11 protein-coding genes and 1 pseudogene are annotated in these 14,431 nt (G+C 58.0%); 8 read left to right on the top strand and 4 right to left on the bottom strand.

Going from position 1 to position 14,431, the window contains the following annotated elements; genetic code table 11:
• Nucleotides 1-10: 10 nt before the first annotated feature.
• Complete coding sequence (rtcR, locus tag MHZ97_RS03365; RefSeq protein ID WP_239311887.1) at nt 11-1,585, bottom strand: RNA repair transcriptional activator RtcR; 1,575 nt, start codon at nt 1,583-1,585, stop codon at nt 11-13.
• 191 nt (nt 1,586-1,776) lie between these two features.
• Between rtcR and MHZ97_RS03360 the strand changes: the two are divergent.
• Together MHZ97_RS03360 and MHZ97_RS03355 are read left to right on the top strand one after the other, a co-directional pair.
• Nucleotides 1,777-2,999 (top strand): annotated as a pseudogene (locus MHZ97_RS03360) (RtcB family protein).
• Nucleotides 3,000-3,051: 52 nt separating this feature from the next.
• Entirely contained in the window at nt 3,052-3,816 is a 765-nt protein-coding gene (locus MHZ97_RS03355) for a nucleotidyltransferase domain-containing protein (RefSeq protein ID WP_239313250.1), read from the top strand.
• A gap of 359 nt (nt 3,817-4,175) precedes the next feature.
• On the opposite strand, the gene MHZ97_RS03350 is transcribed toward MHZ97_RS03355, so the two are convergent.
• Entirely contained in the window at nt 4,176-4,382 is a 207-nt protein-coding gene (locus tag MHZ97_RS03350) for a DUF2767 family protein (RefSeq protein WP_103795540.1), read from the bottom strand.
• 163 nt (nt 4,383-4,545) lie between these two features.
• A complete protein-coding gene (locus tag MHZ97_RS03345) occupies nt 4,546-6,510 on the bottom strand; it encodes a methyl-accepting chemotaxis protein (RefSeq protein ID WP_239311907.1) in 1,965 nt (654 codons plus the stop codon).
• A gap of 434 nt (nt 6,511-6,944) precedes the next feature.
• Between MHZ97_RS03345 and MHZ97_RS03340 the strand changes: the two genes are divergently transcribed.
• From MHZ97_RS03340 to MHZ97_RS03315, 6 genes are all read left to right on the top strand, one after another.
• The gene (locus MHZ97_RS03340) at nt 6,945-8,198 is read left to right on the top strand and encodes an MFS transporter (RefSeq protein ID WP_103795538.1); all 1,254 of its coding nucleotides are present in this window, start codon (nt 6,945-6,947) and stop codon (nt 8,196-8,198) included.
• Nucleotides 8,199-8,540: 342 nt separating this feature from the next.
• Nucleotides 8,541-9,749 (top strand): aldose 1-epimerase family protein, encoded by a 1,209-nt coding sequence (locus tag MHZ97_RS03335; RefSeq protein WP_239311910.1) that lies wholly within the window; start codon nt 8,541-8,543, stop codon nt 9,747-9,749.
• A 164-nt stretch (nt 9,750-9,913) separates the two neighbouring features.
• Nucleotides 9,914-10,927, top strand: coding sequence for an NAD(P)-dependent alcohol dehydrogenase (locus tag MHZ97_RS03330; RefSeq protein ID WP_103795536.1), 1,014 nt, complete (start codon nt 9,914-9,916; stop codon nt 10,925-10,927).
• 206 nt (nt 10,928-11,133) lie between these two features.
• A complete protein-coding gene (locus MHZ97_RS03325) occupies nt 11,134-11,823 on the top strand; it encodes a YetF domain-containing protein (RefSeq protein WP_239311920.1) in 690 nt (229 codons plus the stop codon).
• A 360-nt stretch (nt 11,824-12,183) separates the two neighbouring features.
• Complete coding sequence (locus MHZ97_RS03320; protein WP_048785201.1) at nt 12,184-12,432, top strand: YqjD family protein; 249 nt, start codon at nt 12,184-12,186, stop codon at nt 12,430-12,432.
• Between the two features lie 219 nt (nt 12,433-12,651).
• Nucleotides 12,652-13,002: a DUF3147 family protein gene (locus MHZ97_RS03315; RefSeq protein WP_103795534.1), complete on the top strand. Its 351-nt coding sequence runs from the start codon at nt 12,652-12,654 to the stop codon at nt 13,000-13,002.
• Nucleotides 13,003-13,125: 123 nt separating this feature from the next.
• Here MHZ97_RS03315 and MHZ97_RS03310 read toward each other — a convergent pair whose 3' ends face one another.
• Entirely contained in the window at nt 13,126-14,328 is a 1,203-nt protein-coding gene (locus MHZ97_RS03310; RefSeq protein ID WP_239311930.1) for an FAD-dependent oxidoreductase, read from the bottom strand.
• Between the last annotated feature and the right edge of the window lie 103 nt (nt 14,329-14,431).

The raw sequence follows: 14,431 nt of genomic DNA, 5'->3' as shown, positions 1-14,431 counted from the left end.
GAAAGCGGGTTTATGCCTGCCGCGCCTCCTCCCAGCTTAAATCAAAACGCTTTAAGTACTTGCGCAAGCGATCCGCATCGTTTGGCTGCTTTTTTTGCTGGCGGGAAATGGCGAAAAGCTCACGTCCGGCTTCGGAGAGTGAGGCTGAGCGCCGGCACACCGCAAGAACGGTTTCCAGCTGCGCGCGGTCGAACAGGTCGATCGCCTGCTTCACCGACAGAGAGGCTTGCGGTTGCTCGGGCGTCTGCCAGGTCTCCTGTAGTCGGCCAAGCTCCTCCTCCACCAGCGCGGCGGTAATGCGGCCATTTTCAGCAAGCGTGGCCATCCGCGCAACGCTCGCCCCGAGTTCGCGAAAGTTGCCGTGCCAGGCGGCGGCCTCTGAGCTGGCAAAACTCAGGTAGCGGGCGCGCGCCTCTTTGTCGAAGCGTATCTGGCTGCGATTGTCGCGAATAAAGCGCTGTAGTTCATAATCGACGTTAGGCTCGATATCCTCCCGCCGCTCAGCGAGGCCCGGCAGCCTGAACGTCCACATGTTGATACGCGCGTAAAGATCCTCCCGGAAGCGCCCTTCCCTGACCCACTGACGCATATCCCGGTGCGTACCGGCGATCAGTTGAAAATCGCTGCTTACTTCGCGGTCTGCGCCAAAGGGAAAAAAGCATTTATCTTCTATCGCACGCAGCAGCATAGCTTGTTCATCCAGGCCCAGCTCGGCAATTTCGTCCAGAAACAGAATGCCGCCGTCAGCCTCGCGCAGCAGACCCACGCGCGCTGCCTGCGCGCCGGTAAAGGCCCCTTTCACATGGCCAAACAGCGTTGACATCGCGTTATCGCCGCGCAACGTCGCACAGTTTACCGCCACAAACTTTCCCTGTACCTGATGACGTGCCTGCCGCAGCTGGAAAATGCGCTCGGCCAGAAAAGATTTACCCGCGCCCGTTGGCCCGGTTAGCAGCACCGGGGCGCTTGACCGTTGCGCGACGCGTTCAATCTGTTCGATAAGCGCGTTAAAGGTCGGGTTGCGGGTTTCAATGCCTGATTTCAGAAAGGAGACCGAGCTCTGCTGCTCGCGCTGAAAACGGCTGGTTAACGTCGCATAGCGGCTTAAATCGAGGTCGATAACCGAATAGACGCCCTGCGGCGTTGCTTCCCCCTGCTGTCCTGGGCCAGTCTGTAACAGGCTGGCCGGCAGATAGCGTGCTTCAGTGAGCAAAAACCAGCAAATCTGCGCCACATGCGTTCCGGTCGTAATGTGCACCAGATACTCTTCGTTTTCGGTGTCGAAAGGATAACGCTCGGCGAAATCGAGAAACGCGCTATACACCTCTTCAAAATCCCAGGGATCATTGAGGCTTACCTCATGGGGGATCACCGTCGTGTGCGGTGAGACGGCGGCAATGTCCTCCGTCAGCCGCTGCGCCAGGCTGAGGTCGCGCGGCTGGTACAGCAGCTCAAAGCGGTCGATCGGCAGGTCATGGTGCTGGCACAGCGCCACGCTGGGACGCCATTTGGTCCAGCGATGCTCGCGCTTGCCGCGTCTGTCGAGCTGTGTGCCCAGAACGCCGATAACGACGTGCTTTTTCATGCTTTATCCTTTTGTATAAAAGCCTATCCAAAAGAATAAGAATATCTCTCTCGACCTTGCCTGGCAAACTCTCTCCTTCCAAATTAAACCATTTAAATACAGATAGTTATTTCTATTCCTCGCTAATTCCCGATTCTGGCACGCTATTCGCTATGTATAACGTCATGTATAGAGCCAATGACGAAAAAATGATGAAACCTCAATTTGACCTGCTCCAGTCTGGCGCCGACGCGCCGATAAAAATGTGGACACAAGGTGTCCCCGTCGAGCCAGAAGCCAAACAGCAGCTGCTGAATACGGCCAGCATGCCGTTTATTTTTAAACACATGGCCGTTATGCCCGATGTGCACCTGGGTAAAGGCTCCACGATTGGCAGCGTGATCCCGACGCTAGGCGCCATTATTCCGGCAGCCGTCGGCGTCGATATCGGCTGCGGCATGATTGCAGTACGCACCTCTCTGGTCGCCGCCGATTTGCCTGACAGCCTGCTGGGCCTGCGCAGCGCCATCGAGCAAGCCGTGCCGCACGGGCGCAACAGCAGCCGCGGTAAACGGGATAAGGGAGCATGGCACGAGACGCCGCCTGACGTTGATGCGCACTGGTCGCAGCTGGCTGGACGGTTTAAGCGCCTGACGGAGCGCTATCCGCAGCTGCTGAAAACCAATAACCACCAGCATCTGGGGACGCTCGGCACAGGCAACCACTTTATCGAGATCTGTCTCGACCAGGCCGATCGGGTCTGGGTGATGCTGCACAGCGGCTCGCGCGGCGTGGGCAATGCGATCGGCACGCTGTTTATTGCGCTGGCGCAGAAAGATATGCAGCAGCATATTGCCCATCTTCCCGATCGCAATCTCGCCTATTTCCGGGAAGGCAGCCGTCATTATGACGACTATCTGGAAGCGGTAGGCTGGGCGCAGGATTATGCGCACCACAACCGCGAGGTGATGATGAATCGGGTGCTGGCGGCGCTGTCCGCCACCATTACCAAACCCTTCGCCACCCATCAGGAGGCGGTGAACTGCCATCACAACTATGTGCAGAAAGAGAAGCATTTCAATCAGCAGGTATTGATTACGCGCAAGGGAGCGGTGTCGGCACAGCAGGGCGAGATGGGCATTATTCCCGGCTCGATGGGCGCCAAAAGCTTTATCGTTCGCGGACTGGCAATGAAGAGAGCTTCTGCTCATGCAGCCACGGCGCGGGACGCACCATGAGCCGCACCGCCGCTAAAAATCGTTTCACCCTCGACGATCAGATCCGCGCCACGGCCCACGTTGAGTGCCGTAAAGATCGTGACGTCATAGATGAAATACCCATGGCTTACAAAGACATTGATGCCGTTATGGCTGCGCAGTCCTCGCTGGTGGAGATCGTTCACACGCTGCGCCAGGTGGTCTGCGTTAAAGGATAAAAGGGAGAGCAGGATGAAGATAGAAACGGGATTACATGGGGTCGATGAGTCAATGCGCGCCCGCGTTCGTGCGGTTCTGGCGCAGACGGAAGCCGAGCACGATGTCCGGATAGTGTTCGCCTGCGAATCAGGCAGCCGGGGCTGGGGATTCGCCTCGCCGGACAGCGATTATGACGTGCGTTTTCTCTACGTGCATAAACCTGAGTGGTACCTGCGCGTTGAGTCGCCGCGCGACGTTATCGAAAAGCCTGTCGATGCCGAACTCGACGTATGCGGCTGGGAGTGGCGCAAGGCGCTGGGTCTGTTAAAGCGTGCCAACCCGACGCTGATCGACTGGCTCGATTCGCCTGTTATCTATCAGCAGGACGAGGAGCTTATGGCTGACTTGCGGGCGATGGGCGATCGTTTCTTTTCGCCCGAGCGCGCGCGCTGGCACTACCGCTCGATGGCCCACAAGAACTTCCATCACTATTTGCAGAGCGATGAAGTCAGGCTGAAAAAGTACTTTTATGTGCTGCGTCCGCTGCTGGCGGTACGCTGGATAGAAGCGGGCAAAGGCGCGCCGCCTATGCGCTTCGATCGGCTGCTAGAGGGAACCGTGCAGGCGGGACCGCTACTCGAGGATATTGCTGAACTGCTTAGCGCCAAACAGCGCGCCGGCGAGGCGCAGTTTGGGCCACGCCGCCCGGTGCTGCATGCCTTTATCGAGCATGAGCTGACGCGTGCTGAAATGACGCTCGCTCCGCCGCTACACAAAAATGATGATGCGCTGCTGGATGCACTGCTGTTTAAAACCGTGATGGGCAAGGCTGCTTAAAAGGGAATAGACGTCTCGAACAGACTGATGGGCAGGCACACCCCCCTGCCCTGGGATAATAACCTGCTGCCATCTCAGCCTTTGGGCGAGTCGGACACATTATTCCGGGCATCTGGTGCGCCTGAAGGCACGATGATTTATCACTTCAGACGGCCTTTACTTAAAGCAGCACTTCGGCGTCCAGCAACAAGAAACCGGCAAATGGCGCTCAATGCTCTTGAAGCATGGCCCCTGCGAAGAAGTGCAGCAAAAACTGCAGGGCCTGCAGGATCCCCTGCGCCTGAACGGCTCACCAACAGGTAAAGCCCGCTTTCTGCGGGCTTTTATTTAAGCGTGGCGTGCAGCTGCGCAGTCCGCGTTTAAGGCTTAACCAGACGGATCGCGTGCTCCAGCATCCGCTGCTCATCGCGTTCGCTGTGGGAACGGTGCTGCCGCGCACGTTTCAGCAGCGCGGAAATCTCTTCCCGTTTGGTCTCATGGCCCGATTCGGCCAGCACCACCACCGCATCGCCAATAACCCGGCAAACTTCGTCGTAATCCTCTTCATTTAATGCATCGCGCTTCATCGTTCCTCCTGCCGGCCCAGCCGCTCGTGGAAAAGAGTACTCAGAAACAGTAGTCAGGATCGTGGCGCGCCGCAAACCTGCCGCTGGCGCAACAGCATCGGAGGCTCAGGGCTCTATTTGCCGCCGGCGCGGCCGCTCTGCAGAGCGCTGCGCCGGCGGTGCCTTACCGGCGGGTGGAGAGCGTTTGCAGCACCTTCAGCTCCGCCACGGCCTCCTGCATGGCGTCCATGCCGGCGGTCAGGGTGCGCAGGCTATCCAGCTGTTTCGTCATGTCTGCGCGCTCCTCGCGCGTACGATGGCTCATTGCCGCGATGGTATCGGCAGCCTGAATACTGCGCTCCGCCATATCGGTGGCGGTTTGCACCGTGTTGGTCGCCACATCGCGAATGCGTGAAATGGTGCTCACCGCATCGCTGATATTGCTCGCCGTCGCTTCCGCCTGCTCTTTGGATGAGTGGGCCAGACGGCGCACTTCGCCCGCCACCACGGCAAATCCCCTGCCCGCCTCGCCCGCGCGCGCCGCTTCAACCGCCGCATTAAGCGCCAGAATATTGGTCTGGAAGGCGATGTTGCTGATGCCATGGGTGATGACGTTGATGCCGTTTGAGATCTCTTCCAGATCGTCCAGCCCCTCGCCTAAACGGCCCTGCGCCTGCTGGCTCTCTTTGGCGATATCGCTGATGGCGCGGATGGTGCTTTCGGCCATGGTGAGCGCTTCGCTCTGACTCTGGGTCGCCGCTTCCAGCACCGGCAGCGCCTGCACGATAGGCGCCAGCTCCTGCTGATAGTTCACCACGCGCGCCAGCACGCCTGACTGCACGCGGTTCAACGCCTCCCAGCGACGCAGGGCGCGCTGGGCGTAGTGCGCCGCATAGCTGGCATACTCCACGGGAAATTGCGCCATCGCATTGGCGTCGTGATGAAAGAACACCAGCGCAGAGAGGGTCTGGTTAATCGGCACGCCAAGGATCTCGCCGAAGCTGGAGAAGCCGGCAGCGGGAATGCCTTTAAAAAAGTGGGCGTCATGCAGCCGATCGGCGTTGCCTACGCGACGCAGTATGCAGTCGTTCATCAGGATCGCCGCCGGTTTGCCGTGACGCCCGGTAAATGCCTGCCAGTCGCGCAGCGTAGCCTGCTTGAAATCGGTTTCGCGCATCAGGTAGAGTCGGTCGCCAAATTCCAGGTCGCAGAAAAACTGCACGCTGCCGCTCGCTATTTTCGCGACGGAGCGAATAAAAAATGCCTCCCCCACTTTCACGGCGAAGGTCAGCCCTTTCAGCCGTTCGGTAAGCTGCTGTTCGTTGCACTCCAGATATTGCGCCAGCGCCTGCGTAAACGGCTGCTGCTGCCCCTGCTGATTAAACACCGAGGTCAGGGTGCGGGTCACCGGATCGGCTTCCGCAATAAGCCAGCTCTTATTCAGCGGCTCAAAGTTCTGGCTTTTAAAGGGCGCAAAGGATTTGCCCGCCGCCATACGGCAGAAAACGATAACCGCTTTCCCCTGCAGCACGCGACCGCCGACGCCAATCCAGGTGCCGTCGAAGGTGACTCGCCCGCCCGCAGAGCCGCCGATGGCCAGGCAGGGAAAGCGGCCGCTGTTGTACCAGGCCTGCATCAAAAATCCCTCCGACGCCGAAAGCCCGTCGCAGTAGATCATGGCGAAGGTGCGATCGGCAGAGAGCGGCATACGCAGCTTCAGCGCGGCCAGCTCCTGCTCAATCGCGCTGATGCGATCGGTCGCCGTGTGGGTGTCATTGAGGTGCAGGTCGACGATATGGGTTTCATGTTCCGCAATCAGGCTGCGGGGCAACCAGAGCCAGCTCCCTTCCTGACCATCCCCTTTGCAGTAGGTTGTCTCTCTGCCGCTGGCGCTGAGGGCGCCGTTAGAGGAGAGCGTAATGACGGTTAAATCCGCTGAGGTAAAGCGTTGCCACGCCTGACTGACTTTCTGGAAATCAGCCTCTGGCGGCACGAACGTCAGCAGTACCCCCGCCGCGCGCGGGCTGAGACCTGCCGCAGAGAGCGAGGCCGGCAGACTCTCACAGTTAAAAATGCCGTTAGCGGGCTGAGAGGCGCCGGCAAAACGTGAACCGAGTAGACTTTTACCCATTGTCTTAAAAGCAGACATATTATTATTTCCACTGTAATTAAAAAGCGTGCATAGGCTGGTGTTGTAAAAAAGAGGGCTAAAAGCAGGTCCGTTCGCAATCAGTACTCATGATCCCTGGTCAGCATCAAAAGATGAGCTGAGCAGGGGTTATCGACTCATCTAGCCAGAGCTTCAGCAATTACTGTGATTGGTCTCACTGATAAGAGGAGTTAAATGTGCACAGGGAGAGCAGGCCGTGCGTTATTTCAGCACTAACTTCCGCATTTAATTGTCTGCGTTGCGCTTTCCCTTATATTTCGCTGCAACAAAGAGTCTTCACATCATAAGCTGACGAATTAAACAGTCTGGCTACATTTATCTTGCCGCAGCCAAATAATAAATTTATTACTATTTAATCACTTATATTCAACAGCGTTTCAGGGTGTTAATAAAAACCATTACAGGGATAAAGTATGCCGACTAAACACGCCGCTGCCGCACGGCCAGAACCCGGTCTGTTCCAGACGCTAAAATCCTTTCCGGCGGCTGTCCATGCGCTGCTTTTTTTTACGCTGGTTATACGATTTAGCTATTTTATGGCATGGCCGTTTATCGCCGTGATCATGACGCAAAATTATCACCTGTCGCCAGTCGCCATTGGCGTGGCGATGACCGGCAGCGCGCTGTTTTCGGTAGTGCTGGGCATGTATGGCGGGCAGATATCGGACCGGCTCGGCCGGCGCGTGATCCTTCTGCTGGGCTGCGCCTTTTCCGCGCTGGGATATATTATCCTGGCGCAGGCCGCCGGGCTGGGGCTGTTTATCGTCGGCCTTATGATTACGGGCGTCTCCTTTGCGTGGGTCGATCCCCCTTTGCGCGCGCTGATGAGTGATTTGCTGGGCGATCGTCGTCGCCGTGCGCTGGCGCTGCAAATGCGCTACTACCTGATCAACGTCGCGGCGGTATTTGGTCCGCTGGTGGGGATCGCCTTTGGCCTGACCTCTCAGAAGGGAACCTTTCTGCTAACCGGGCTGAGCTACCTGCCTTTTTTCGCTTACGTGCTGCTGTTTATCCCGTCCGGTAAATTGCTGAGCGAGCAGCAGGCTGGCAGCGAGCCGTCGGTTAAGCTGACCGAGATGATGGGTATTATCGCCGGGGATAAGACCTTTATTGCGGCGCTGCTGTGCAGCATTTTATGCAGCGTGGTGTTTATCCATTACGAAGCCATACTGCCCCAGTACCTGCTGCTGCTTGACGGCAACGGGGCAGTGAAACTCATCACCATGATACTGGTGACAAATGCCTGTACCGTGCTGGTGTTTCAGACATTTATCGTGCGCTTTATGGCACAGATGAACCTGCCGAAACGCATTCTTCTGGGCGGCATGATTTTTGCCCTGTCGCAGCTCTGCTTTTTTGCCCTGCGCTCAACGGAAATCTGGCTGTGGCTGACGGTCACTGGCATCTTCAGCCTGGGAGAAGCGATTCTTATGCCGAACCTGAACATTCTGCTCGATCAGCTGGCGCCGGCCAGGCATCGCGGCGCTTACCTGGGCGCCTCGATGCTGACGACGCTGGGGATCGCTGCCGGCCCCTTGATCGGCGGCGTGATGCTGGCGCTGACCGGCGCGGGCGTCTTTATCTGCACCGCCCTACTCAGCCTGATGCTGTGCGCCATTATTTTCGCCTTCAGGCGCACTATTCTGAGCCGTCTGCGGGATATATAACATCCGCAGGTGAAAAGAAGCGGCCCAGCATAAAACCGGTCGCCGTCACCGTCAGCGTAATAAGTAAGGCGCTGGCGGATGACGCTGACGGCTTATCTCAGGGCAGGCAAGCTGCGGTAAAGCTGAAACGATTTAATCCTGCCCCCTCCTCTCCCTACGCTTTGTCTCTTTTTCCTGCACAAACCATTAGTGCCTGAGCAAAAACCTGTGACAAAGATCTGATTTATTTCACTCCTTTAACAGAAAATTGCGCCAGGTGAAGCGCATCACGTTTTCCTGCGGCGGCTATTTATACTCTTGCGCGGCATAAGCTAAATCAATTCAGCAACAGGATGCGTAAAAATGAAATTAGCACTTTTAGCAGGTATGGTAATGGCGGCAATAAGCGGTCAGGCAGCAGCACAAACGTGGGTGCTGACCGATGCTGAAGCGGGTACCGACAAGGGAAACTGGCAGATTGACAGCAAACAGCTGAAGCTTTCTGGCGATGCCTTCAGCCTGCAGCAGAAAGTCCTGCATGGCGGCAAGCAGGAAGGCTCTAGGGTACTGACTATTACCAGCAAGAATGGCCTGACTATCGCCCTCAGCCCGACGCGCGGCATGGATCTGCTGCATGTGAACGGCGATGGCATCCGTCTGGGCTGGGATTCGCCGGTAGATGAGGTGGTTAACCCCGCCTATATCAATCTCGAAAGCCGCAATGGATTAGGCTGGCTGGAAGGATTCAACGAAATGATGGTGCGCTGCGGCTACGAGTGGACCGGGCACCCGGTGGTCAAAGACGGCAGGATTTATACCCTGCACGGCAAAGCAGGCAATACGCCAGCGTCACGCGTTGAGGTCACCATCGACGATAAGGCGCCCCATGAAATCCGCGTGCGCGGTCTGTTAAAAGAGCACACCTTTAAAAAAGCCAACCTGGAAACCTGGACCGAGCTGCGTTACGTGCCCGGTGCGAAATCCTTTACCCTGCACGACGTGCTGACCAACCGCGGCGACTATCCGCACGATTATCAGATTATTTATCACAGCAACTTCGGCACGCCGATTCTGGAAAAAGATGCGCGCTTTATCGCGCCGTTAAAATCGGTTTCGCCTTTTAACGACTATGCGAAAACCGGCCTGAAAACGTGGAACACCTACGGCGCACCTGCCAGAGATTTCGATGAGATGGTCTTTAACCTGGTGCCTAAGGCGGACAGCAGCGGCAAAACCCTGGCGGCAGTGATCAACAGCAAAGGCGACAAGGGTGCCTCGATTGAGTTTGATACCCACCAGCTGCCCCTGCTGACGATGTGGAAGAATACCGACACGCTGAAACAGGGCTATGTTACCGGCATTGAGCCAGGCACCAACTACGCCTATCCGGTGACGATTGAAAAAGAGCAGGGTCGCGTCAGGCAGCTCCAGCCCGGACAAAGCACCACGTTTGAGCTGACCTATACCCTGCTGAGCAGCGCCAGCGCGGTTAACGCCACCGAGCAGCGCATCAAACAGATTCAGGGAGATGAACAACCGGCTGTGGAGGAGAAACCGATCGCCGTAGAGTAAGGCCGACGGGCGGGCCGCGATTGCCTCGGCCTGCCCTTCTCTGCTGGCCGATCTTATCCCCCAGCGTCCGGCGAATCTCCGCCTTCGCTTTAACAAATTGCGCCTGTGACTTATGGTAATTAATCCCTTATGCGATAAATTTACGCGCTCACAGGAGATGCACAATGAAAGCAGTTACGCTCAAGGCACCCGGCGGCCTGGAAAACATTACCCTGTCAGATATTGCCGATCCCGGCAGGCCCGGCAAAGGCGAGATTCGGGTGGCGATTAAAGCCAGCTCGCTAAACTTCCATGATTTGATTGTGGCCAGCGGGCAGTTCCCCACCCAGGATGGCCGCATCCTGCTGTCAGATGGTGCAGGCATTGTGGAAGAAGTGGGAGAAGGCGTTGAAGCCTTCAAGGCCGGCGATGCTGTGGTCTCCACCTTTTTCCCGAACTGGCCGGCAGGCAAGCCGGTGCCCGCAGCCGGCAGCTTTGCCCATACCCCCGGCGACGGCGTTGATGGCATGGCGAGCGAATATGTCGTTCGTTCGGAAAATGCTTTTACCCACGCGCCGCAAGGCTGGAGCCATACCGAGTCGGCGACCATCACCACCTCAGCCCTGACGGCCTGGCGCGCGCTGGTCACGGATGGCCAGCTGAAAGCGGGTGAAACGGTGCTGGTGCAGGGAACCGGCGGCGTCTCTGTCGCGGCCCTGCAGATTGCTAAAGCGATGGGCGCCAGGGTGATTGCCACCTCTTCCTCCGATGAAAAGCTCGCCGCCGTGCGGGCGCTGGGTGCCGATGAAACCATTAACTACAAAACCACGCCGCAGTGGGGCGATAAAGCGCTCGCGCTGACGCAGGGATTCGGGGTCGATCACGTGGTGGAGGTAGGCGGTCCGGCCACCCTTAACGAATCCCTGAAAGCGGTCAAAGTCGGCGGCCATATTGCGCAGATAGGCATTCTTTCCGGCGACAAGGCGGACATCTCGGTGCTCGCTCTTCTGGCGAAGCAGGTGCAGCTTAAAGGCCTGATTGTGGCCAGCCGCCAGGATCAGATCGATTTTGTTAAGGCGCTGGAGATGATGGGCAAGAAGCCGGTGATTGACCGCACCTTTAACTATGCCGAGCTTAGCGAAGCCTTTCGTTACCAGCAGAGCGGCGCCCATCTGGGCAAAATCTGCGTCACCTGGTGATGAGGTGGCGATAGGGAGACCCCCGCTTATCGCCCCTCTGTAACGGCGCCAGCACGAGCCTTTTGTCGGGTCGTGCTGGCGATGATTATTCGCCTGCCCGCACGTATCTACCTTATCCCGCGCCATTAACCCGCTTCGCCGCGGGCCACGTCAGACTGACAGGTTATCCACGCAGAGAAAATCAGGAATAGTGAAAAGGAAAAGAGATGAGCGACTTCGATCTTCATAAATTTCTTATTAATGACCTGCCTTATACCTTTCTTCTTGAAGTCGTTATTCGCGTTTTTATTGCCTATAGCGTTGTGTTTATTTTTCTCAAAATTTCAGGCAGGCGAGGCGTTCAACAGCTGTCGCTTTTCGAGGTGGTGATTATATTGACGCTGGGTTCAGCTTCCGGCGACGTGACATTTTATGACGATGTGCCGGTGCTGCCAGTCATCATGGTTTTTGTCGTCCTTCTTACGCTTTATCGTCTGACTACCTGGGCTATGTCGCGCTCCACCGCGCTGTCGACATTAATTGAAGGGGAAGTGGTTACGCTTATTTCGGAAGGGAAATATGTCTCCAGCAATCTCGACAAACTTAATATTTCTGAAGATGAATTCTTAATGGAACTGCGGCATGCCGGCGCAGAACATCTTGGTCAAATCCGCCCGGGACTGGTTGAGGTCGATGGCCAGCTCAGCCTCTATTTCTTTAAGGATGAAGATGTCATTCCCGGCCTTTCCGTTCTGCCAGCCGCGCATCGCCCCTGCTTCACGTTAATTCCCCAGGATGGACTCTATGCCTGTAAGCGCTGCGGCCTGACCCAGGAGATGCGTGCCGGCGCCGCATGCAGCTGTCCCGAATGTGGCCGGAATATCTGGTCGCTGGCGCTGCATTCGCGTCGAACCTAAACAGCGTATCGTCCGTCGTCTCGTTTGCCCGCTGGCGACTCTCCCGCTACGCTTTTATCGGTCGATTTTTTGAGCAGGAGATGGGTATGAAACAGCTGGTAATGATTTTTTTACTCGGGAGTGCCGCGCTCGCCCTGACCGCCTGCGCGCCACCGCCGCCTGTCGCCCCAGCGCCGCCTGTCGCCCCAGCGCCGCCTCATGCGCCAGGCGGCCCTCAACCGCCAGGGTCGCCATGCGGCTGCGGCCCGGTGGGTCAGCCAGCGCCATAAGATGAAAAAGCGTAACAAAAGCGTAAACATGCAGCATAACCGCCGGGCTTTGCTACGCTTTGAGTGAATGCCAACCCTAAGGAGACGAACAATGTCAGGAAAAATCGAAGATACCGTAAAAGAAGTTGCTGGCGCCGCTGAGCAGCAATGGGGCGAAGCCACCGATTCACCGCGTCATCGCGTTCGCGGTGCGGCGCGTCGTTATTCTAACCAGGCGACCTACGCTGCGCGCGACGCGGCTGACACCATTAAAGACCAGGTTCAGGCCAACCCGCTTGCCGGTCTGGCGGTCGCTGCTGGCGTCGGCGTTTTTATCGGCTTCCTGCTGGGTCGTAAATAATCCAGCGCGACTTTCCGCCTGATGCGGAAAGAACGGGAAGAGACGTCTGTCTCTTCCCGTCAGCGCCCCGCCCTGATCTCTGTCCGCACCGCCTCACTTCTCCCTCTTCCCGTCGAGCCTGAAAGCTGCCACTCTCCTGGCTGACGATCCCCTTCACCCCATTGTCGACTGGCTGCCGCTCGCCGTCAGCTTTGCGTCGGGTCAGTAACGGAAGAAATTATGCTCTGGCTTATCTCAAAATATGCGATTACCGCTTTTATGGTGGTGCTGATATCCGAAACGGCGAAACGCAGCGATCGCCTCGGCGGCCTGCTGGCCGCCCTGCCGCTGGTTACCGTGCTGGTGCTGATCTGGATGAAGCTGGAGGGACAGGCGCAGGAGAAGATCGCCGCTCACGCCTGGTACACCTTCTGGTATGTGGTGCCGACCCTGCCGATGTTTATCCTTTTTCCGTTTCTCTACCAGCGCACCGGTTTCTGGCCCACGCTGGGGATCTCCTGCATCGTTACTATCGCGCTTTTCGCTCTGTGGGCGCTGCTGTTAAAACGATTTGGCATTGCGCTGCTCTAGCGGCCAGAGCCGCTGCTGCGCCTCGCTGTTATCCCACGTCAGCAGCTGAGGATTTTCCACAGGCCTGTCCTGGTGACGGGGCCGTTGATGGCTCACGTACAGGATTGCGCCGCGCGTTCAGCCTCAGCGCGGCGCAAAGCGGCGCGGTTTTTCCATGCGAAACCCCATGCCGAGCAGCCGCCCGAAGACAAAGCGCAGGAACGGCCATTTGCGCAGCATGCCCGGCATCGGGTTTTTCCCGCTTCCGCCCGCTCGTTTACGGCTCATCTTGATCTGCAGAAACTGGGTGGCGACGGTGGGAAACTGACGCCGCTTCTGCACCCGCGCCAGATCGCGCAGCGTGACTCTGCCGCGCTGTAGCGGCCGCGTCAGCAGATTGGCGGCGGCTACCGCGTCCTGAATCGCCAGATTGACGCCGACGCCGCCAATGGGCGACATGGCGTGCGCCGCATCGCCAATGCAGAGCAGCCCGGGCCTCATCCATTTATCCAGCCGGTCGATGCGAATCGACAGCAGCCGGATCTGCGACCAGTCGTCGATGGCCTGCAGTCGTCCGGCGTCGAACGGCGACACCGCGGCGATGCGCTGCTTCAGCGCCGCCAGCCCGTCGCGCTGCAGCGCCTCGAACTCCCCTTTCTCAATAGTGAAGCCGCACTGCCAGTAGTCGCCGCGATCGATCACGATAACGTTATTGCGCGGACCGCTGTGGCCGGTGCCCATCGCCGGATCCGTCGGCTGCTTGTCGAGCCGGAACCAGATAACGTCGCGCGGCGTACCGAACGCGCGGCTGGTCAGCCCCGCCTGCGCCCTGACCGCTGAATGCCGCCCGTCGGCGCCGATCACCAGCCGGGCGCGGATGGTCAGCGGCTGGCCGTCGCGCAGCGCGGTGACGCCGCACACCCGATCCTGCTCGATAATCAGCTCGCTGAGCCTGGTCGAGGTCAACAGCCTGAAGCCGGGAAAGGCGGCGCACTGGTCGGCAAGGAAGTTAAGAAAGTCCCACTGCGGCATAAAGGCGATAAAGCGGCAGCGCACCGGCAGGCGCGAGAAGTCGGCCATGGTGACCTCTTCTCCACCCATCTCCGCCTGCAGCTTTTCGGCGCGCTGGTGCGGCAGCGCCAGCAGTTTCTCCAGCAGGCCGAGGTGGTGCATCACCTCCAGCGTGGAGGGATGAATGGTGTCGCCGCGAAAATCGCGCAGAAAATCGGCGTGTTTTTCAATAACGACCACCTGCAGGCCCGCGCGCGCCAGCAGATAGCCGGTCATCAGGCCCGCCGGGCCGCCGCCAACGATGCAGCAGTCGGCGGAAAGCGTCTGTGATGGCATGGTTACTCCTCGGTTAATGCCTGACAGTGTAGGCCAGCTGTCAGCCATAAAGTACAGACTTATTGCAGGGATATTGCCGTCTGGCTTGAACGATCTCGTCTGG

The sequence above is a fragment of the Pantoea sp. ACRSC genome, assembly GCF_022346785.1.
Classification (GTDB): Bacteria; Pseudomonadota; Gammaproteobacteria; order Enterobacterales; family Enterobacteriaceae; genus Pantoea; species Pantoea alvi.
The sequence above is the reverse complement of the archived record's forward strand: the minus strand, read 5'-3'. Positions and strand labels throughout refer to the sequence as shown.

Coding starts and splice junctions, on each gene's coding strand:
- MHZ97_RS03330 (WP_103795536.1), top strand. CDS start 9,914: ATGAAAGCAGTTACGCTCAAGGCACCCGGCGGCCTGGAAAACATTACC.
- MHZ97_RS03350 (WP_103795540.1), bottom strand. CDS start 4,382: ATGAAGCGCGATGCATTAAATGAAGAGGATTACGACGAAGTTTGCCGG.
- MHZ97_RS03340 (WP_103795538.1), top strand. CDS start 6,945: ATGCCGACTAAACACGCCGCTGCCGCACGGCCAGAACCCGGTCTGTTC.
- MHZ97_RS03355 (WP_239313250.1), top strand. CDS start 3,052: ATGCGCGCCCGCGTTCGTGCGGTTCTGGCGCAGACGGAAGCCGAGCAC.
- MHZ97_RS03325 (WP_239311920.1), top strand. CDS start 11,134: ATGAGCGACTTCGATCTTCATAAATTTCTTATTAATGACCTGCCTTAT.
- MHZ97_RS03320 (WP_048785201.1), top strand. CDS start 12,184: ATGTCAGGAAAAATCGAAGATACCGTAAAAGAAGTTGCTGGCGCCGCT.
- MHZ97_RS03335 (WP_239311910.1), top strand. CDS start 8,541: ATGAAATTAGCACTTTTAGCAGGTATGGTAATGGCGGCAATAAGCGGT.
- rtcR (WP_239311887.1), bottom strand. CDS start 1,585: ATGAAAAAGCACGTCGTTATCGGCGTTCTGGGCACACAGCTCGACAGA.
- MHZ97_RS03345 (WP_239311907.1), bottom strand. CDS start 6,510: ATGTCTGCTTTTAAGACAATGGGTAAAAGTCTACTCGGTTCACGTTTT.
- MHZ97_RS03315 (WP_103795534.1), top strand. CDS start 12,652: ATGCTCTGGCTTATCTCAAAATATGCGATTACCGCTTTTATGGTGGTG.
- MHZ97_RS03310 (WP_239311930.1), bottom strand. CDS start 14,328: ATGCCATCACAGACGCTTTCCGCCGACTGCTGCATCGTTGGCGGCGGC.